This is a genomic window from Methylobacter luteus IMV-B-3098, assembly GCF_000427625.1.
Lineage (GTDB): Bacteria > Pseudomonadota > Gammaproteobacteria > Methylococcales > Methylomonadaceae > Methylobacter > Methylobacter luteus.
Map to the genome: position 1 here is coordinate 1,299,196 of NZ_KE386569.1, position 18,782 is coordinate 1,317,977.

Genomic DNA, 18,782 nt, shown 5'->3' on the forward strand with positions numbered 1-18,782 from the left:
TGGCAACTTTTCACTATTCAAGGACTTTTGACCATGATGCGTATTCTTCTTTTTTTAGCGACTAACGTTGCGATACTGGCTGTCATCAGTATCGTTTTTAATATTTTGGGCTTGAGCGGCACACTCGACGCACACGGCGTGGATCTCAATCTTAACGCCTTGCTGATCATTTCGGCAGTTATCGGCATGACAGGTTCAATAATTTCACTGATCATGTCCAAATGGTCCGCCAAAAATGCCATGGGCGTTCACGTGATTGAACATGCGCAAAACCAGACTGAGCAATGGCTGGTCGATATCGTCGCCAAACATGCCAAACAAGCCGGCATCGGCATGCCTGAAGTCGGTATCTTCCAGACGCCGGAGGCAAATGCATTCGCTACGGGCATGAACAAAAACAGCGCCCTGGTCGCAGTCAGCACCGGCCTGCTGCAAAACATGAATGCCGACGAGGTGGAAGCGGTTGTCGGTCATGAAATCAGCCATGTCGCTAACGGCGATATGGTCACGATGGCATTGATGCAGGGCGTGGTAAACACCTTCGTTTACTTTTTCGCCACCGTGATCGGCCATGTGGTCGATCGGGTCGTCTTCAAAACCGAAGAAGGGCACGGCCCGGCCTATTTCATCGTGCAGATGGTTGCGCAAATTGCGCTGGGCTTTCTGGCCACCATGCTGGTCATGTGGTTCTCTCGCTATAGAGAATTCAGGGCCGATGCGGGCGGCGCCAATCTGGCCGGACGCCAAAAAATGATCAATGCGCTACGGGCTTTGCAACGCGGTCACGCGGAAGACCTGCCCGGTCAACTGGCTGCGTTCGGCATTAACGGCGGTGGCGTGCAAAAATTGTTCATGAGCCATCCTCCGCTGGAAGAGCGTATTGCCGCACTGCAAAACCAGCGCTGATTTTATTCACCCAAGCCGGGCAGATCGCTGTCCGGCTTTCTTAAAAGCCTCCGCCAAATAGTTCCATCATCACCGACGAATGCCCGCCTTTTCGCTATGGCATCGCTTTGGAAATCCGATCGACCTTCTTCAGCAAAGCAGGCATCCTGTATTCGCCATGCATGGATTTAATGTGAAACTTTGCCTCGGATAACGGCATACCAATACTTGTAATATAGAGCGGTCTTCTACTCATTCCCCTATAGAGCTCACATTCCTGAGTTATACCTTTAAATGGCCTTTTGGCGACGCCCAGCACTCTGACTTTTCCTTGCAGTGCGTCATACAGATGCTTACCCAAGCCCGGCCTTGATTTGCCGTCCAAATAGACAAACCCATCAATGACTATTGAATCAGCTACGATTTGATGCTCTTCGATGAGCTTCAGTATGCAAGGCAGTTCCCTGCGGTAAAATTGCCCGGGTATATAATTTTCGATATCGTCGAGCCTGCTCCTGAACACGCTTTTCTCGTTTTCATCCTGCCAGTTTTCAAAGGCAATGCCCGCAATGGACGCGCCACTATCCCGATAGTCAACATCTACAGCCAATATCATCGGTTGAATTAATTACCGTCGGCCTCCAGCGCTGACAACTCAGCCATAGAATTGATATTAACAAAGATGTCAGGCGTATCACTGAAGTCCGCTTTCACCATGTTCTGCTGTTCCAGCCACAGATCGAGTTTACGCTGGCCGCTTGCGAGATATGCTTCCAGACTGTTTTTTAGCACGGTCCTGATGACCATAAAAACCGGATGCAGACGCTCGCCGTCAAAGGCCACGGCAACGTCGGCCCCCTGTTCGGCGCGCGCTGACAGCAGTTTCCGCAAATGTTCGGCCGTCACTAAAGGCGAATCGCAGGGCATGATGAGCAGCACATCCGCGTCGGCGTATATCATGGCGGTTAATACGCCGGCCAAAGGCCCGTCGAAGGTGTCGGTTTGATCGGCCACGACCGGCAAGCCAAACTGCTGGTAGCGCTCTCGGTTACGGTTGGCATTGATGATGAGCTGGTTGACAACGGGCATCATGGCGGCGATGGCATAACTGATCATCGGCCGGCCTTTGAAATTGACCAGTCCCTTGTCCTGGTTGTTCATGCGCCTGGCCTGTCCGCCGGCGAGAATCACGCCTGTTACTTTTGTTTGACTGTTCATAATGATAAGCTTGTTTACCCTTGAATTAGGTGACCTATAGATGTTTCAACGATCCATTTTTTTCAGTTGCCTGCTGGTTATGGCGGGATGCGCATCGCAGCCGGTCGGCGAATTTATACCGTATTATCAGGTGGAGACAACCAAACCCTACGATGATGTCCTGGCTGAACTGGAAAGCGCCATCGCCGAAAACAATTTCAGAATAACCGGACACAGCCGCATCGGTAAAGTCATACGCGATCGAGGTACCGCGGATTTTCCCGACTATGACACGATACAGTTCTGCAATCTGACGCATGCCAAAACACTGTTATTGATGTCGCCGCATTCGGTCAGACACATGCCCTGCAATGTAGTCATGTATAATTACCAAGGCAAAACCATCGTATCGACACATTTGCTGCCTACTGATACTGAAAATCCGGAATTGAACGAATTCTCCGCTAAAATGAACGAGCTGTTAAAACAAATTGTCGATTTTGCCATCGAACAATGAGCGATAAAACACTATGGCAAATACAGCTTTCAAGCAAGCCATCCTGCAAACGTTGGAGGCGTATGAATTGCACGACCGGCATTGGCTGCTGGCCGGTTCTTATGCCGACGACGATCCAATAGCCACCGCTCCTTTCGCCGAGCATACTTTTTCACTTTCTGACTTATGGGAATAAGAAACTATCAATGAAAAACATCAATTCAATTTTAAGCGCTGCCTTACTGACCCTCTTTGCAGGCTGCACCGCCACGCCGGAAAAACCCGCCGAAGAGGCAGCGGCCGAGCCAGCGCCTTTCGTCAGCGATTATCCTACCCGGGATCGCGTCGAATACGTTCTGAACTGCGTGGCCAAACACGGCGGACTGACTTACATCACCCAATACGCCTGTGGCTGCAAGATCGATAAAATTGCCGAGAAGCTGAAATTCGAGGAATACGAGGCGGCGCAAACCGTTTCATATTTGCGCAAAATGCCTGGCGAGGGTGGTGGTGCTTTTCGCGATCCTGAACGCGCCAAGGATCTGCGCAAGCGGCTTAATGAAGCCGAGGAATATGCAGAGAAAAGCTGTTTCGTAAAATAAGGCAAGGTAGAGTGGCCGACGATTAGCCGCCACCTGCCACACTTAAGGCATGAAACCACGAAGAGTATAAAGGACACGAAGTATTTGCTTCGGACCTCTTCGTGAACTTCGTGTTTTCGTCCTGAAGCAGCGTTATCTAACCGTTTTTGGGATATGCAATCACTAGCCGTCATCAAGTTGACGAAGCTTGGAATGTTTTTGGGGTGAGAGTAGATGACCGGTTTGAAATTCCAAACCTGAATCGGTACATAAAAGTCAGGCACTCTTTGGTCCATCATTGAACATTGACCTACTGATCTATCACCTTTTGCCCAAACTCTTGAACCGAACTGAGGTTAATTAAACTTGGGTAATAGGGTCGATATTTTAGAAAAAAAATACAAGGCGAAAAAATCTACTTTCACCTTGTATTTTAAAAGACTACAACGGCACAAACCGACTAAATAGTTCGGCTGTCAGCGAATTGCCGAAGACTGTGGGACTGTGATATTCACCGAATCAGTGATTCCGTTACCTGATGTATCAGTACACTGAACATTGGCTGTATATATTCGATCACTGCCTTGCCCAGAACGCTCGGCCCGCAATTGCATTGCGAGATCGCCAATGACTTCCCAGTCAGAATCGGTATTCCCATCACCCAAACCATTGGCTGACTCATTGCTGCTGACAGAAACAATCTTACACACGGGCGGCGGTATGCTGCACCAATCCGTCGCGGTTGCTTTTACCGATACTGCAATCATTTTATGGTTTGCCGGCCATAAAATATTTGGAGTGGCTTCCAGGCTATTGATCACGGGCGGTTCTTTATCCTCCGCATTGATTGCCGCCAGGTCATGCTCGTCCACTAATCCATCATTATTCACATCCAGTGCCGGATTGAATGCGGCATCATCCGCTTTGCTGCCGAGCGAGATTTTGACCAATGCAAAATCGTCACAATTCACTATGCCATCGCGGTTGGCATCGCCAGGGAGAATCGCATCAGCCACATTGCTTTGAACCACAGCAAAATTAATCGCCTTGGGATTGTTTGATTGTATCGCAGTGAAAGTCAGTGTATCCGGCGTGCCGACCGCCGCCGTTAAAGGCGGATGCATTACCACTCTGACATCGGCGCTGCCGTTTGCCGGAATGTCTGCCGACTTGGGTGTCAGGCTGACCTGATAGTTTTTGTCATCAAGCGCCGAAAAGTTAAATGTGGCATCGGCTCCATAATTTTTTATCTGAAAAATATAAGGAGTATCCTGTCCGCGGCCCATGTTTACTGCGACTGGCGGAACAATGGCAAACGATTGCGGCGAGAATTGGGATGCGCGTACACGCTGGAATGGCTGTCCGTTTGCATCGTTGCCCATGGCATAGACAACAAATTCTTGTGCGGGAACAGTTAATTTCCCCAGCAGTTCGTTGTCATCAGCATCGGGCGATTCCAGTTTGAAAGATTGTATGGCTTGCCCGCTCCGCGTCCGAAACTCGAAAGAGACGGATTGCGGCTTGCCCGACAATCGTGCGATGGCCTCTTGTGTTTTGCCCATAATGGGGAAGCCGGTGATAGGAAAATATCCCTCATGCCCCGGACGTCCTCCTGGCTCGACAAACCGGAAGGCATTGAACATCAGAGCGCTATCGCCATTGACCAGGGCCGAATAATCGCCGGTGCCCTGGATCGAAATTCGCCAGTTGCCGGATTGCGGCGCATCGATCGAGTAAATTTTTGCAGAGCCTGCCGCCGTCGGGATAGACGGCTGCATGACTCCAGGATCATTGGCGGAGACAATGCTGCCGTCAGGGCGGATTACTGAAATACTGGAAACACCGGTACTGGTCACCGAAACCGTGATTCGACTGGTTTGAAGATCCACGGGAAAGTAATGATCGACTACAGTAGTCCCCAATGGCCCGGCAACTGCCATAATATCCGCGGCATTACTACGTGACAGGAGATTCGCCAACTGCGAAAAGCCTGCGGTTTTTCCTGGCTGCAGGAGGAACGTTTGTCCTCCGGAACTGTTGGAGATAGCGAAATAGGCCGGATCATAAGGCGAGCATCGCCCATAAAGACCATTAAAAACTTTGACATCCTTCTGCTGTGCGACAGTACTTACTTGTGGTTCGAGATAAGCATCTTTTGCGCTCGCATCCGTGTACATGAATAATTCTCCTCCGCTGTCCGAGGCGACCAATGCATCATATTCGCCTCTCATTGCCAGTTCGGGACAATCACCGCCATCCCATGGGTAAAGGTTGTTCAGCGCATCCAAGAAGCGATCGGAGTCGTTTGTAGAAGTCAGCGGTCCTGTGGAGGGGTCGTTAAAGGGAGACAGAATATAACGCGTTGGTTCATCCGGAGTGCCAAACCTTGAATTCAAAATGTTTTGAATATCCGTTCGTACTCCATTGATCACCGATCCCATGCTGCCAGTGGTATCGACAGCGAACGCCAGTGATGGGCCAATGCCAAGCAGACTTTTGAATTCACGGTCACTGACTTGTTCCTTGATCGCATACAGCGCTTCAACGGTAGCGTTATGCGCCACCGTGGACGCCGCCGGGTTATCATCTGCATGAGGCGAAACACCGACGGGGACTGCACCGGCCATAACAAAACAGGTGCTCGAATCCTTATTGATGCCGCCATAGCCATCAGTATGGTCAAAGGAACCTCCATGGGCGCATTTTTTACCAGGCTCGTATAAATGTGTTCTGTCCTGGTCAGAAAAATACCCGCTGGTCAGGTATGAAGATGTCAAATTGTCAGCGAAGCAAAGATCCAGCGCAGGTGCATCGATACATGTCTGCGCATCCTTTGGCGCAATGTTGGCAATAACGCCTTTGCCAAGGTCGGGATGCGGTATGTTGTTGCCCAGTTCTATCCAGTTACTGTGCGAATAAAAATCCTGCAGCGTATGAAAGGCTTCACCAAGCGACTTACGGGCAGATCCCGCGTCTTCGTTTCCGAGCGCATCGACTGTTTCCTGGAATAAGCTTTTGGTCAGGTCGCTGCACGCCTGCAAATTCTCCGCATCGCAATGCCGTGCGCTTGTCGAGGCATAAACGTCATCTACCGAAGCGTTGGCGTCCGCGATCTGTTCTCGCGCATAGTCCATGGTTTTGGAGAGTGGCCAGGCGCCGGTACCAAAACCGTACTCGGCATAAAGCACGTCGAGCGCATCCCGGGTCATCTGTTTATGGCTTTTTCCACCCGTCGCTGCGCCTTTGAGTCCGCCGGGCACAAAGGCTCCGGCATCTATCGGCAGAAGTGTCGTTCCCCAGATTGTCGCGACAATTGAGAGCCGTATAAAATGAAATGGCTTTTGTATCACAAGTTTCTCCTGATCTTAGTGATTCTTTACTGTGGATATTGGCGATAATTACCGCCAAATTGTTGTTGACCTTACCTCAATTGCATCTAACTCATCTTTCCATATTGCTTTTTCAGCCTGTGAGATCGTTGGATCATGGTAAAGCCGTAATACCGGTACTTTTGCTTTCTCTTTAAAAAAAGAGAGTACCCAAATAGCGGAATTGGTTTCCGCATTCAAAAGTCCTTTCCCTTGCGCCACATCGGCGCGGATAATGTTGATCAGAATAGGAATATCGGCGTCGGTAAGTTGCTCGAACACCTCGGTAACATCATCTTCGTCTGGCCATTTATAAGGCTTGGTAAGGGAATGGGTGCCAAACGACCAGGAAAGGTTGTCGCGCAGCAGCTCGCGTATTTCCGCTTCGCGTTGAGTGGCGCTGACGGGACGGGGATCTCCGCTAGCGCAACCTTCGCCGACGAATATCGCAACAAGTATGCAAGCAGTACTCAATAGGCGTGAAAAATAACTGTGATTTATGTTATTAGGCATAGCTGTAAATGCTTATTAACTGGAAATGGGGTTAGTAAAAAAGATAAGCGGCCTAACCCAATAGAAATTTTTGCTCTTCTTATAGAAGGCAGATTGGCCGCATCGAAAATTTCGGTCCTTGTCCAGCCTGATTTTTCAGAAAACGTCTATTTGACTATGGTAAGGATAGTCCAAGTGTAGATTATTATTTCCTGGCTGATGAGAATTAACCAAATACGAAGAGCTTATTTAAAAAGGATTGCAATAAACGATGCGGTGCAAGATCGATCTCCATGCAATTATATCTATAGTCCAGCCTCTATCTGACTTAGCCTGTATCAGTTCTGGTGGGTAAATCCATTATTAAGTCAGAGGGTTTAGACTATAGTTGAATTTAAATGGCCACTCAACATAGAAGCTGGCTACGATAGCCTATTATGTGATAGACATCACAATTTATTGCATGCCAACGACCCGCTTGCACTGCAGTTCAGGTCTTACTTTGGATTATATTGATTGAGCAGGTATTCGCCAAGCTTAAGGCGTTTCTGCGCAAAGCGGCGGAACGGACTTATGAAAATCTCTGGCGCATATCGGCCAATTAATGGCTCGTTTTCAGACCGACGAATGCCTGAATTTCTTCAGGCATTCGGGCTATGCTTCTGATTAAATAATAAATGCCCCAGTAATCTGGCAACATTTATATTGATTATACGGATGAACTTTCAGCTCAGGATCAGGGATTGAGCGTATAAGTTTCACTATAGCTGTTGCCGGCCGTACAAGCATCGCGGCTGGTCGGACTTTCACATGAGGTGTCTGCAACCTCGGCCTTCAACACACCGGCTTTGTCCGGGACAAAATAAAACCTGAAATTAGGGTCGGCACTGATCGCGATATCGGTCTTGGCGGTCAGGATTGGCTTGTCATTAAATGAAACGCGCACTTCTTTGACGAAGTGAGATTTCTTCACGAACCGTGTGACCTGATCCATCTGCATACCTGTAATATTCGGATGACTGATCAGCAACTGGGCCAGATTTGGCTCGCCGACTTTAACCCCCTCATCGAGCCTGAATTTCATTTTGCCGAGACGCTGCATGGCGGCATCGAGATCGGCGCCTATCGGTGCGGAACAACCGCCGCTGGCCTTAACGAACTTCTTGGCCATAACCAGCCTGCCGTCATTCATTTCGGCAATAGCGCGGATGTTACTGTAGGTATTGACGCGAATCCGCATCGCCAAATCGGCTTTGCCGCTTTCCGGCGTAAATTCAAACTCCCCGACGTAAGGAAACGGGTTTTTATCGACCAGCACCAGGATTTTTTTAATGTAGCTGTCTTTGGCTTGAGGTACCTTGCTTACAATCTTTATCGGCACCAGCGCCGGATCTTCGGCCCGGTAAGGCGCTTCGATTTCTATGATGCCATTGGACTCTTCAATCGATTTACCGGAAAAATACTGATCTTTCAATTTGTTATTCCATTCGGCCTCATCGCCTTCAGCCAAAGCCAGAGCCGGCATCAGCAGCAGAACAAAAAGCCAGGATCTTATTTTCTGTTTCTTCATGCTATAAAAACTCCAATCGCTAAATAAAACACCGGCAAGTCCTTAAAACTGCCGGCATCGTAAAATCAATTTTCCCATTCCAGTTCGGCAAAAGCGGTGGTGACGTTTTTGCGGTGGAACTGGTCAAACAACTGCCATTGTCCCTTGGCCGAGTAACCGACTGTTTCAACGGCCTCTTCCAGATATTTGCCCTGCCTGATCATGACCCTGATTTCCGTCAGCAGCATTTCCAGATAGTCTTTTTCAGGCTGCATGCTTTTCGGCCAATCCTTGACTATCGGCCCGTGGCCCGGAATCACGGTCTTATAAGGATGACTTTCCAGCTTTTTAAGCTCGGCCAGCCAGCCTTTCAGGCTGCCGTCTATCACAGGCAAATGCTCTATAAACAGCAGATCGGATATCCATAAGGTATCGGTCCGTTCATCATAAACGGTCAGATCGTTATCGGTATGGGCCGCGGGATGAGCCGTCAGTTTTAATGTGCGCCCGCCCAGATCGAGATCCAGATGATCCTTAACGGCTATATCGGGCGGAATAATGTCGCTGGCCCTTAACTTGACATCGATCTGATCGGCCGCCTTATCGATATAATAAGTGCCGCGTGTCGCCATGGCCCGAGCCAGCTTCTCATGGCCGACGAACTTGACCCCTTCCTCTTTAAAGGCAGTATTGCCGTAGATATGGTCCGGATGGACATGCGTATTGATGACATAGCAAACCGGCTTGGAGGTAATGTGTTTGATCGCCAGTTTCAAGGATTTGCCCTGCTCTGGGTTGCCGCCCGTATCAATAACCGCCACGCAGCGTTCGCCGACGATAAATCCGATGTTGGCGATAGCGCCATGATTTTTAGTGTCGGGCAACTCATGCACGCCCAAATGCACGTAAACTTCTGGAGCGACTTCCGTTACCGACAGGACCGGCGCGGCTGTCGCGTAGGCGCTGCCTATCAATAGAATTAAAGCCAACAAAAATCTCATCACTTACCTCTAGTAAAAACCTGAATCTTATTTATTTAAGGCATAATTCCAAAAATGCCTTGGTGACCCGGGACTGAATGACCTGCTTAGGCGCGACAATATTCAAATGCCAGACCAGGCCATTCGGGGGATTGATGCGCCGCGCCACCAGACCTTTAGCCTCATGGCGCAGCGCCTGGGAAGAGGCGAAACCGATGCCCAGCCCCGCCCTGACCGACTCCTTGATGCCCGAAACCCCGGTCACTTCGATACTGACGGGCGCAACGATACCGGCCGCCGCCAATGCCCGTTCGACCACGTGTCTGGCCCCCGAACCGGGCTCGCGCCAGATCACCGGATGCTGGGTGAAGACCTCCAAGGGCACGCTTTCGGGGTACTCCTGCGCCACGCTATGATCCTCCGGCAAAACCAGCACGATTTCATCATCCTGCCACGGCACAACCTCATAATTGCCGGGCAGTTCATCCTCGTTCACCGGCCCTTCAATAAAACCCAGATCAAGATCGCCCAGGTTGCGGATGATTTCCGCCGTATCCCAGGTCTTCATAAAAACCTGAACGCCCGGATACAGCTTCTGAAGTTGCACAACATGTTGGGGCAAATAAAAGCTGGCGATCGTGGTCGTGGATCCCAAGCGCAGAAAACCGGTATTGATCTGCTGCAAGCAGCGCACATAGTCAATAGCCTGATTGAAATCGTTATCCATTTTCTGGGCATATTCCAGCAAGCCTTTTCCGGCCGGCGTCAATTCGATCTGATGGCCTTTGCGCTCATAAAGCGCCTCGCCGACCTCGCTCTGCAGCAGCTTCAGCTGTCCTGATACAGCCGGTTGTCCCAGATGCAGATGCTGCGCGGCCAGCGTAATGCTCTTGAAACGGGCAACGACGGCGAAAGTAAGTAAATGATTGGGATTCAATGCAATTTCCTGATAATTTTTCTCGAGTATTTTTAGTTTTCTATTGAAGTTCAGGATTGTTAAAAGACTCGAACATTAGCCTTTAATAATATCATTATTCGTGATATTTACTTTAAAAAATTGACAATTTAAAATCGATATTCATGAGTCAAAACTGATACCGCCTGTAAGGATTAAAGCTAAGATGACATTCATTAGCTGTAACAGCCTGCAAATATAAATCGCAGGATCTGCAAACAGCCATTTTTTCGACCCGGATTAATTGCCAATAGGCCGGCATTATTTGCCAACAGCCTGCAAACATCGCTCAGGACCCACATTGTGCGCCAATAAGAAATCAGAGAGGAATCCCAATCGCCAACAGGCTGTTCTGCAATTCCTGTGTCCGGGCTGGAGTCAGGTTGCCCTGCAAGAATGACCGTATTTCAGCGGGTTTGGTATCAAGCAGTTCAGCCAGGGCCTTGGCATTGTAGCCATGCCGGGTTAAGCGCGGCCCTAATGCGTTGATGTATTTTGCCAAATTGATGCTTTTCAGCCCTGGTTTGATTATGATTGATGCCAAAAACTTTCTGTTTTTGGCATCAATTACGGAGAATTCTGCTGAGAAATAAGCGGAAATTGGCTTCACGGAATTTTCTGGGGTTTGGCCTTATATCCCCTATCTGGCACTCATCTGGCAGGCGATGGTATCAGCCCTCACTTGCAGCCTGGTCCTTGATGGAAAATCAGCTCGGCCACCGGTTCACCGCCGATCAGATGTTGATGAATGATGCGATCGAGGTTGGTATCGTTGACGTTGTAATACCAGACCCCGTCCGGTTGTACGCAGACGATCGGTCCCGCTTTGCAGGAGGCGAAACATGACACCCGGGTACGCTTGACGCGCAATGCGCCCTGATCCAACCCGGCAGCCTTGAATTTAGCGCCCAGGCTATCGAACAGCGCCTGCGATTCACCGTTCAGCGTGCAGCGCGGACCGGTACACACCAGCAGGTGGCGTCTGTAGTCGCTCATTTTGGGTTTTTCCGGCATTACCGTCTCAGTCATCGCTTGTCACCTCTTCAGTTTTCGTATCTTCGACAGCGACAATAGCTTGTCCATATTGCTCACAAGCGCTACGGTAAGCCTTGAGCGCGACGGCATCGAATGCCTCGCCGGCCTTCACCAGCAACAGCGAGAAAACTACTGAACCGCGAGCATCCATGCAATAGATGCCGTGTTGTCTGTCGCCTTGACTGAGAAACCAGGCGCTGGCAATGCGCTGACGGTCGACATGCAGATGGCAATACGCATTCGTCATATTCAGCCAGTCGCCACGGCGAGTGAAATCCTTAGCTTCCAACAGCAATTCGGCCACTGCGCCGGTCTCGCTGCGGATCACGGCACGTAGCTGCCCCCAGTCTTTGGCGGCGTTCAGCACCGCGTCGATCTGGTCACCAGACGTCCATCGCGCTTGCAGATCGCCCGTCTCATCATCAGGCTGCGCCGCGGCAATGGCGGCCAGAATCTCGCCTAGCGGCACGTCAAAGTGCGCGGCCGTCTCACGCAGCGTAACGGTCGGATTTTCGCGCAGATACCTGCGCACGCAGGCATGCCAGCCAGTCAACCCCATACTCAGGGAGCGGCCCGCCTGTTCGCCGGTTTTCGCCATACCGGTCAGGTTGTCGTATTTGTTGGCATAACCGCGCGGGGTGATCATCAGGCCATCGCGGGCAAACGTGCTGCTATTGCCGATCAGTACAGTGCAGAGCATGCCGATCTCGCAGTCGGCCATTTGCGCCAGCGTGGTCATCTGGATCGTCTGGCGCTGACGATAGCCGGACTTGATGATCGCGACCGGCGTTTCTGGGCGGCGATGTTGTAGCAGGATGCGTTGTGCCTCGACAATCTGGCCAGTGCGCCGGCCGCTTTTGGGGTTATACAGTGCCACGACGAAATCTCCGCGTGCCGCCGCTTCCAGCCGTCGAGCAATAGTCGGCCAGGGAGTGAGTAGATCCGATAGCGAAATCGAACAAAAGTCATGCGTCAGCGGTGCGCCGACCAGCGCGGCGCAGGCATTCAGCGCTGTGGCGCCGGGTATCACTTCCACTGTGATGTCGCTGTCCGGCGTCCAGCCGGTCTGCAACAGCACTTCGTAAGTCGGCCCAGCCATGCCGTAAACGCCGATGTCGCCGGATGAAATCAACGCTACGGTCTTGCCCAGCAAGGCTTGATCATAAGCTTCGATACAGCGGTCGATCTCTTCGGTCATACCCTTGCGCACCACTTCCTTGCCTTCCAACAGTTCCTGCACCAGTTTGATGTAAGTGGAATAGCCGATCACTACATCGGCCTCGGCGATAGCAGCACGGGCCCGATAGGTCATATGTTCCGGCGCTCCGGGGCCGAAACCCACCAGCAAAATTTTGCCTTTCTTCATGCGTTGTTCTCTTTCATGCTTGCGATTGATACCGTGACGTTCTTGCCATCCTCGCCGCGGTATTTGTGTTTTTCCAGTAGCAGTGCGCGCATATCGGCGTCTGCCGCCAGCAATGCGGCCGCCTCAGCGACGGCAGGCGTACCCATGTACTTGCGCACGGTTTCGGAAGGGTTGGGCACCGGCACTTGCGCCAATTGCTGCGCGGTAAAAAAATACAGCGGCCAGTCGTGCTCGTCAGCCAGTTGCAGAATGGCCATCTCGTCGTTTTTCTTGTCTATACTGGCTGCGCCCGCGATAGCGGTTTTATCCAACCCGGCCAGAGTCAATGCCTGTTCGACTGCCGTGCGCAGAGTGGCTAAAGAGGTGTTGCGGTCACAGCCCAGGCCCAGTATGACTTTCATCAGTCCTGCCCCAGTGGCGGCCGGTAGACTACCAAACGTTCGGCGAGCTGCTCCCACAGTTCCGGGGCGATGTCACGGCGGGTCACCCAGAGCACCGCCTTGAACCGCGACAAATCGACTGCCTCGAAACGCTCGAACAGATGAATATTGGCAGGTAGCGGCGTGGGTCGTATCCACCAGTTTTTAGCACCCGCTTCCTGTACGAAAGCAATAGGCTCCTCGTTGACGACATGCGCCGAGACGCGGGTAATGTTGATTTTCGGTGCCTCGACCTGCCAGCCCAGCTCACGGCCGAGAATATCCACCGGGATGGTCTTGCCGACATCAGAGGCGGTGGTCAGCACCGCTTCGGCACCCAGCAAAGCAGCTACATGTTCGGCGAAGGCATTGGCGCCACCCACGTGTCCGGACAATACCGGGATCACATAACGCGCTGCGTCATCCACGACCACGACGCCCGGGTCTTCGTCCTTGGATTTAAGGTGCGGTGCAATCAGCCGTACCACGGCGCCCAGCGAGATAAATAGCACCAGCTGATCATAGCGCACGAACAGGCCGCCCATATTGGCGCTCAGTGCGCCGGGCAGTACTTCAACAGGATTGCTGATGGCGGGCAGTTCGGGGGCGAATTTTTCCGATACGGTCAGGCACGCATCCGGCAATTGTGCGGCCAGGCGCAGGGCTTGGGATAAGCCGTGCTTGGTAATCGCTACCAGCGCGACACGGGGCTGTGAGGGTGTGATCATAAAGTCTCTTCAGTGGATTCAGATGTTTTTTTGCGGCAGCCGCGGATCATTTCGCCGCGCTGGCGATCAGGGTTGCGCACCAGCAGCAGCGACAAATAATTCACCTTCTGCCCGCGCAATTGCAGCACGTCGCGTTCGATGCGCTCCTGAGGCGTGCCAGCCTTCTCGACAAAAGCAGCATCAGCCAGCAGAGCCCGTCGTTCCAGCAGATCGAGAATATCATCCAACAAAGGTTTCACCTTCAGCAGCACCAACGTGTCGAAGTCATTGAGCAGGCGTTCGATCATGGCGATGCCGTAACTGGCCGGGATAATCGCCACGGTTTCGTCGGTGTCGGCCAGCGGCATGGCCACACGGGCGGCGGCGGCGTTAAACGATGGCACGCCGGGAATCGTTTCGATGACGATGCTTTCGTCCAGCGCGCGCACAGTGCGGGCCAGATGGCCGAAGGTCGAATAGGTGGAGGCATCGCCCTCGACCAGGAACAGCACGTCCTGACCGGCGTGCAGGCGGGCCAGCACCGTTTCGGCGGCACGCAGCCAGTAGCCAGCCAGAATATCGGCGTCATGGGTCATCGGGAAAATCAGCGGCGAATGCGCTTCAGGCAGCGTCAGCCCCGCGCGCAATGCAATCTGCAGCGCATGGCTTTCGGCGTCCTTGCGCCGCACCGGATAAGCCCAGTGCGCGTCAGTCCGCTGCAACAATTCCCAGACATGCCGGGTAATCAGTCCCGGATCGCCGGGGCCGAGTGAGGCGCCGATTAGCCGGCCGCTTTGTGGTTTAGTCATAGCTTTGTTCCAAGTTTTGCTCACTGCAATCCGGTTCGCACTGATGAGCGCAGACAATCCAGATCGGGTTTTCTGCCTGCATGCGGTGCATATTCAAAATAGGCTGGCTGCGTGCGGCTTGCAGTTGAATCACATCCCATTGCGCCCCCGTCGCTTTTAAGGTGTCGATCGCGGTGGTTATATTTTCGAAGGTGGCAAAATTCATCACTAGATTGCCTCCCGGACGAAGCCGTCGCAGGCAAAGCGAGATCAGCTCCCTTAATTCGCCGCCGGAACCGCCGATAAACACTGCGTCCGGATCGGGCCAGTTTTCCAGTCCGGCCGGCGCACGGCCATGCAGCAATGTATAGTTGCTGGCCCGCAGGCTGGCCCGGTTACTCAGGGCAATCGCGGCATCGGCTTCGTTTTTTTCGATGGCATAGACATGGCCTTGCGGGCACAATCTCGCTGCTTCCAGCCCGACCGAGCCGGAGCCTGCGCCGATATCCCACACCACGCTGTCCGGCAATAAAGCCATCCTTGCCAGCGATACCGCCCGGACTTCCCGTTTGGTAATCAGCCCTTTGTCGGGCTTGCGCTGGTTAAAGCGATCATCGGGCAGCCCAAACAGGGCTTCGCGAGCGGCAGGCTGACGGCGGCGCAACAGGACGATATTGGGATCGGCAAAGCGGCGCTCAGCGGCCGCATTGATGGTCAGCCAGTCAGAAACCTGCTCCTGATCCTGCAGCAGGCATGCCGCTACGGCCATCTCGAACTCGTCCTCTAGAGACTCGATTTGCAACATCCGAGCGATGCGTGCAGGGGTGTTTTCCGGGCTGGTGAAGACAGCGGTCAGATCCGACTGGCGCAGTAAAGACAGTAAAGGGTACAAGCCATGTTCCGGCGTGGCGCCAATAGTCCATTCGCCGGCGTCGCGATGGTGCACCGAACTGATGCGAACGTCCTGCCAGGCCAGGCCCAGCTTTGCGCAGGCCAGTTGCAGTGTGGAAAGATTGGGCAGTATGTCCACGCCTGTACGGCCGAGCTTGTTAATAAGAAAACTGGCAATGCCATGGCATAAAGGATCGCCCGTCGCCAGCACCACGACCTGCTTGCCGGCCTCACGGGCCGCACTTATCCAGACAGGAACTTGCGGCAAATTGCCGGTCAGATCATGACGTTCGGCATCGACGCGTATTGCATCGGCAAATAATGCCAAGGTACGGTGGCCGCCAATCACCAGATCGGCAGATTGCAGCTGCGCCAGCGCTTCCGGCGTTAAGCCTGCAGCGCCATTGTCCAGTACGCCGATAATCCGGCAAGGATGGGTCATCTCAAACATCTCCTTCAACTTCGGCCAGTTTTTTGCCGTCAAAATCGCACATCAGCACCCGCAGGCGGAATTTGCCGGTGTAGCGCTGGCTCAAGGTGGCGATAACCCGCCGACCCAGGGCCGTGTAAAATTCGGTAATCAAGCCCAGCTCTTCCATACGCTCGCTGGCATAGCGGGCCATTTCCGACTGCCTGATGTCGTCGCAGATGTCAGCCGGCGCCCCGATTTCGGAGGCAAGTTCCGCCAGCAACTCGGTATCTACCGCGCTGCGGTTGGCGTGCGTGATGGTTTCGCCCTGGGCAATCTTGGTCAACTTGCCGACCATGCCGCCGATCACGACCTTGCGAATGCCGCATTCGACCACAGTGTCCAGCGCGTACTTGAGAAAGTCGCCCATCTGCACGAAGCAGGCTGGCGCCAGTTCGGGAAGCTCCTGCATGGTGAATTTCTCCGTACGCCCGCCGGTAGTCAACACCACGGTATCCTGATCCTGGCTGGCGGCCACTTCAATGCCCTGAATCACGCTAGCCCGAAACGCCGCCGTGGAATAGGGGTGAACGATACCGGTAGTGCCGAGGATGGAAATGCCGCCGATAATGCCGAGGCGGTAATTGAGCGTTTTTTTCGCCATGTCTTCGCCGCCTGGCACGGAAATGGTCACTTCAATTCCTGATCGCTCCAGCAAGGCGCCTGCTGCACTGCGCACATTGGCTTCGATGTTGCGCCGTGGCACCGGATTGATGGCCGGCCCACCTACCTCCAGCCCCAGGCCCTGCATAGTGATCGTGCCGACGCCTTCGCCGCCTTTCAGCACTACCGCCCCGGGCGCCTCCGGCAACAGCCGCACCTCGGCGGTCAATGGCGCTTTGTCAGTGACATCAGGATCATCGCCGGCATCCTTGATGACGACAGCGTGCGCGGCATCGCGATCACAATATCCGTTACAGACGGCAAAGCGTACTTGCTGGCCGTTGGGCAGGTCACAATCGACCGTCTCAGGCACGGTACCGTCCACCAGGCCTAATACCGCCGCCCGTGCGGCTGCCGCGGAACAGGCGCCGGTGGTGTAGCCTTTGCGAGTGCCTTTGGCTTTTTTTTCCATTCGCCAGATCAGCCGGACGCTTTTTGCTTCGCTTCGGCCAGCGCCAGCAAGGCGTGAATCGCCGCCACTACCAAGGTAGAGCCCCCTTTGCGGCCGTCAATGACAATCCAGGGCACCTTGTCTATCTCGCTCAGTACCGCTTTGGATTCGGCGGCCGAGACGAAGCCCACCGGCATGCCGATCACTAGGGCGGGTTTGATCTGCCCGTCGTTGATCATGCGTACCACTTCCAGTAGCGCAGTCGGCGCATTGCCGATCGCGATGATGCCGCCATCCAGCAAATTCAGCCGCTGCGCCTTGCGCATGGCCTGCACGGCACGGGTGCTGTTTTCGGTTTTGGCCTGAGCAATCACATCCTCATCGGCGATGAACTGATGCGTGACGACGCCAAAATGATCTAGGCGTGGCTTGGACAAGCCCACACAAATCATTTCCACATCGGCGACGATAGGCGCACCTTGGCTGATGGCCTGTAAACCGGCGGCCACCGCATCCGAATGAAAACGGGTCAGGCCGTTGAATTCAAAATCCGCCGAGGCGTGGATGATGCGCCGCACCACCTGCCATTGCTGCTCGCTGTAGCGGTGCGGCCCGGCTTCGTGGTCGACGATCGCAAACGAGTCGTGCTCGATCTGGCGGCCTGCGTCGGTAAGTTGTTCGGTAACGATATTATTCATAAGATAACCTGCTTAGGCGTGATGATGGCTATGACCGTGATCAGCGGCGAATTCGCGGTATTTGCAGCCATCGCATTCCATCATGGCAGGGGATTGCCTATGAGTGGCCTCCTCGATGCGCTGTTCCAGCACAGCGAAAATTTCGTCCTCAAATCCCAGATAATCGGCCTGGGCAAAGTGGATATGCGGATACTGAGTTTGCAAGCGCGCTATCTGTCGATGGATGCGCTCGATCAACGTGCCGGTGAATAGGTAATACGGCAGCACCACAATCTGCCGCATGTCCAGCTTAACCTGACGCTGCACCGTCGATTCCAGACGTGGATGGGTGATGCCGGTAAAGGCAATGTCCACCATCGGATGCTCGCCATCCTCGTACAGCCAGCGGGCCATTTTAGCCACTTCACCGTTAGCGACACGGTCGGACGAGCCGCGACCCAGCAGAATAACCCCGGTATTGCGTGGATCTGGCATGTCCAGGCTCGCCAGGGCTTTACGCAGGTTACGCTTGAGAATAGCCAGAACGTCCTCGCTGGCGCCCAGATGGCGGCAATAAATAAACTCAACCTCTGGATGCCGCAGGCGGGCATGTTCGATATGCTCGGGTATCTCCATCTTGACGTGGCCAGCAGCATTGAGGATCAACGGTACCACAACAACTTGGCCGCTGTGTTGGGCCGCGCGATCCAAACCTTCGTGAATCAGCACGTCCGCAAACTCGATAAAGCAGACTTCTATGCGCCGTTCCGGCTGGCGGGCTCGCCATTGCTCGGCGAAGGCTTCGACTTCGAGATTGCCGGACAGTTCGCGCGAGCCATGCCCAATCAATAAAATGGTTTGCTTATTCATTTT

General features: G+C 53.2%; 21 protein-coding genes. 4 read left to right on the top strand and 17 right to left on the bottom strand.

Going from position 1 to position 18,782, the window contains the following annotated elements; translation table 11 throughout:
* Positions 1–33: 33 nt before the first annotated feature.
* Positions 34–906 carry a protease HtpX gene (gene htpX, locus METLU_RS0107840; protein WP_027157737.1) on the top strand — a complete coding sequence of 291 codons (873 nt, stop codon included), beginning with the start codon at positions 34–36 and terminating at the stop codon, positions 904–906.
* Between the two features lie 94 nt (positions 907–1,000).
* On the opposite strand, the gene METLU_RS0107845 is transcribed toward htpX, so the two are convergent.
* On the bottom strand, positions 1,001–1,501 hold the full coding sequence (locus METLU_RS0107845) for an endonuclease V (protein WP_027157738.1): 501 nt from the start codon (positions 1,499–1,501) through the stop codon (positions 1,001–1,003).
* A gap of 8 nt (positions 1,502–1,509) precedes the next feature.
* The gene (gene mobA / locus METLU_RS0107850; protein WP_027157739.1) at positions 1,510–2,103 is read right to left on the bottom strand and encodes a molybdenum cofactor guanylyltransferase MobA; all 594 of its coding nucleotides are present in this window, start codon (positions 2,101–2,103) and stop codon (positions 1,510–1,512) included.
* Positions 2,104–2,143: 40 nt separating this feature from the next.
* Here mobA and METLU_RS0107855 point away from each other — a divergent pair, with 40 nt between their 5' ends.
* Genes METLU_RS0107855 through METLU_RS0107865 form a run of 3 tightly spaced genes read left to right on the top strand, consistent with a single transcriptional unit; the run spans position 2,144 to position 3,180 of the window.
* Complete coding sequence (locus METLU_RS0107855) at positions 2,144–2,599, top strand: DUF302 domain-containing protein (protein WP_027157740.1); 456 nt, start codon at positions 2,144–2,146, stop codon at positions 2,597–2,599.
* Positions 2,600–2,612: 13 nt separating this feature from the next.
* Positions 2,613–2,774 (top strand): hypothetical protein, encoded by a 162-nt coding sequence (locus METLU_RS27825; protein WP_196806521.1) that lies wholly within the window; start codon positions 2,613–2,615, stop codon positions 2,772–2,774.
* Between the two features lie 10 nt (positions 2,775–2,784).
* Positions 2,785–3,180 (top strand): hypothetical protein, encoded by a 396-nt coding sequence (locus tag METLU_RS0107865; RefSeq protein WP_027157741.1) that lies wholly within the window; start codon positions 2,785–2,787, stop codon positions 3,178–3,180.
* A 455-nt stretch (positions 3,181–3,635) separates the two neighbouring features.
* Here the strand turns inward: METLU_RS0107865 and METLU_RS0107870 are convergent, their stop codons facing one another.
* The 15 genes from METLU_RS0107870 to METLU_RS0107950 form a co-directional block, all read right to left on the bottom strand.
* Positions 3,636–6,509 carry a dockerin type I domain-containing protein gene (locus METLU_RS0107870; RefSeq protein ID WP_027157742.1) on the bottom strand — a complete coding sequence of 958 codons (2,874 nt, stop codon included), beginning with the start codon at positions 6,507–6,509 and terminating at the stop codon, positions 3,636–3,638.
* A 48-nt stretch (positions 6,510–6,557) separates the two neighbouring features.
* The gene (locus METLU_RS0107875; protein WP_027157743.1) at positions 6,558–7,040 is read right to left on the bottom strand and encodes a hypothetical protein; all 483 of its coding nucleotides are present in this window, start codon (positions 7,038–7,040) and stop codon (positions 6,558–6,560) included.
* 715 nt (positions 7,041–7,755) lie between these two features.
* Positions 7,756–8,589: a quinoprotein dehydrogenase-associated SoxYZ-like carrier gene (locus METLU_RS0107890; RefSeq protein ID WP_027157744.1), complete on the bottom strand. Its 834-nt coding sequence runs from the start codon at positions 8,587–8,589 to the stop codon at positions 7,756–7,758.
* Positions 8,590–8,654: 65 nt separating this feature from the next.
* Entirely contained in the window at positions 8,655–9,569 is a 915-nt protein-coding gene (locus METLU_RS0107895) for a quinoprotein relay system zinc metallohydrolase 2 (protein ID WP_027157745.1), read from the bottom strand.
* A gap of 31 nt (positions 9,570–9,600) precedes the next feature.
* A complete protein-coding gene (locus tag METLU_RS0107900) occupies positions 9,601–10,485 on the bottom strand; it encodes a LysR family transcriptional regulator (RefSeq protein WP_027157746.1) in 885 nt (294 codons plus the stop codon).
* 337 nt (positions 10,486–10,822) lie between these two features.
* Complete coding sequence (locus METLU_RS0107905) at positions 10,823–11,047, bottom strand: phosphoribulokinase (RefSeq protein WP_155920496.1); 225 nt, start codon at positions 11,045–11,047, stop codon at positions 10,823–10,825.
* 134 nt (positions 11,048–11,181) lie between these two features.
* Entirely contained in the window at positions 11,182–11,532 is a 351-nt protein-coding gene (locus tag METLU_RS0107910) for a (2Fe-2S) ferredoxin domain-containing protein (RefSeq protein ID WP_027157748.1), read from the bottom strand.
* Entirely contained in the window at positions 11,525–12,904 is a 1,380-nt protein-coding gene (gene cobJ, locus METLU_RS0107915) for a precorrin-3B C(17)-methyltransferase (protein WP_027157749.1), read from the bottom strand. Before cobJ ends, METLU_RS0107910 begins: the two co-directional genes overlap by 8 nt.
* The gene (locus tag METLU_RS0107920; RefSeq protein WP_027157750.1) at positions 12,901–13,305 is read right to left on the bottom strand and encodes a cobalamin biosynthesis protein; all 405 of its coding nucleotides are present in this window, start codon (positions 13,303–13,305) and stop codon (positions 12,901–12,903) included. The genes cobJ and METLU_RS0107920 overlap by 4 nt, the downstream gene beginning before the upstream one ends.
* Positions 13,305–14,051: a cobalamin biosynthesis central domain-containing protein gene (locus METLU_RS0107925; protein WP_027157751.1), complete on the bottom strand. Its 747-nt coding sequence runs from the start codon at positions 14,049–14,051 to the stop codon at positions 13,305–13,307. The genes METLU_RS0107920 and METLU_RS0107925 overlap by 1 nt, the downstream gene beginning before the upstream one ends.
* On the bottom strand, positions 14,048–14,863 hold the full coding sequence (gene cobI / locus METLU_RS0107930) for a precorrin-2 C(20)-methyltransferase (protein ID WP_231383572.1): 816 nt from the start codon (positions 14,861–14,863) through the stop codon (positions 14,048–14,050). Before cobI ends, METLU_RS0107925 begins: the two co-directional genes overlap by 4 nt.
* On the bottom strand, positions 14,832–16,151 hold the full coding sequence (locus METLU_RS0107935) for a bifunctional cobalt-precorrin-7 (C(5))-methyltransferase/cobalt-precorrin-6B (C(15))-methyltransferase (protein ID WP_027157753.1): 1,320 nt from the start codon (positions 16,149–16,151) through the stop codon (positions 14,832–14,834). The genes cobI and METLU_RS0107935 overlap by 32 nt, the downstream gene beginning before the upstream one ends.
* Before the next feature lies 1 nt (position 16,152).
* Complete coding sequence (locus tag METLU_RS0107940) at positions 16,153–17,253, bottom strand: cobalt-precorrin-5B (C(1))-methyltransferase (RefSeq protein WP_027157754.1); 1,101 nt, start codon at positions 17,251–17,253, stop codon at positions 16,153–16,155.
* Between the two features lie 8 nt (positions 17,254–17,261).
* Positions 17,262–17,930 carry a precorrin-8X methylmutase gene (locus METLU_RS0107945; RefSeq protein ID WP_027157755.1) on the bottom strand — a complete coding sequence of 223 codons (669 nt, stop codon included), beginning with the start codon at positions 17,928–17,930 and terminating at the stop codon, positions 17,262–17,264.
* Positions 17,931–17,942: 12 nt separating this feature from the next.
* Positions 17,943–18,779, bottom strand: coding sequence for a sirohydrochlorin chelatase (locus METLU_RS0107950; RefSeq protein WP_027157756.1), 837 nt, complete (start codon positions 18,777–18,779; stop codon positions 17,943–17,945).
* Positions 18,780–18,782 lie beyond the last annotated feature (3 nt).

Coding starts and splice junctions, on each gene's coding strand:
- METLU_RS0107855 (WP_027157740.1), top strand. CDS start 2,144: ATGTTTCAACGATCCATTTTTTTCAGTTGCCTGCTGGTTATGGCGGGA.
- METLU_RS0107890 (WP_027157744.1), bottom strand. CDS start 8,589: ATGAAGAAACAGAAAATAAGATCCTGGCTTTTTGTTCTGCTGCTGATG.
- METLU_RS0107845 (WP_027157738.1), bottom strand. CDS start 1,501: ATGATATTGGCTGTAGATGTTGACTATCGGGATAGTGGCGCGTCCATT.
- METLU_RS0107895 (WP_027157745.1), bottom strand. CDS start 9,569: ATGAGATTTTTGTTGGCTTTAATTCTATTGATAGGCAGCGCCTACGCG.
- METLU_RS0107920 (WP_027157750.1), bottom strand. CDS start 13,305: ATGAAAGTCATACTGGGCCTGGGCTGTGACCGCAACACCTCTTTAGCC.
- METLU_RS0107910 (WP_027157748.1), bottom strand. CDS start 11,532: ATGACTGAGACGGTAATGCCGGAAAAACCCAAAATGAGCGACTACAGA.
- METLU_RS0107940 (WP_027157754.1), bottom strand. CDS start 17,253: ATGGAAAAAAAAGCCAAAGGCACTCGCAAAGGCTACACCACCGGCGCC.
- METLU_RS0107865 (WP_027157741.1), top strand. CDS start 2,785: ATGAAAAACATCAATTCAATTTTAAGCGCTGCCTTACTGACCCTCTTT.
- METLU_RS0107935 (WP_027157753.1), bottom strand. CDS start 16,151: ATGACCCATCCTTGCCGGATTATCGGCGTACTGGACAATGGCGCTGCA.
- mobA (WP_027157739.1), bottom strand. CDS start 2,103: ATGAACAGTCAAACAAAAGTAACAGGCGTGATTCTCGCCGGCGGACAG.
- METLU_RS0107945 (WP_027157755.1), bottom strand. CDS start 17,930: ATGAATAATATCGTTACCGAACAACTTACCGACGCAGGCCGCCAGATC.
- METLU_RS0107950 (WP_027157756.1), bottom strand. CDS start 18,779: ATGAATAAGCAAACCATTTTATTGATTGGGCATGGCTCGCGCGAACTG.
- METLU_RS0107925 (WP_027157751.1), bottom strand. CDS start 14,051: ATGATCACACCCTCACAGCCCCGTGTCGCGCTGGTAGCGATTACCAAG.
- htpX (WP_027157737.1), top strand. CDS start 34: ATGATGCGTATTCTTCTTTTTTTAGCGACTAACGTTGCGATACTGGCT.
- METLU_RS0107875 (WP_027157743.1), bottom strand. CDS start 7,040: ATGCCTAATAACATAAATCACAGTTATTTTTCACGCCTATTGAGTACT.
- METLU_RS27825 (WP_196806521.1), top strand. CDS start 2,613: ATGGCAAATACAGCTTTCAAGCAAGCCATCCTGCAAACGTTGGAGGCG.
- cobJ (WP_027157749.1), bottom strand. CDS start 12,904: ATGAAGAAAGGCAAAATTTTGCTGGTGGGTTTCGGCCCCGGAGCGCCG.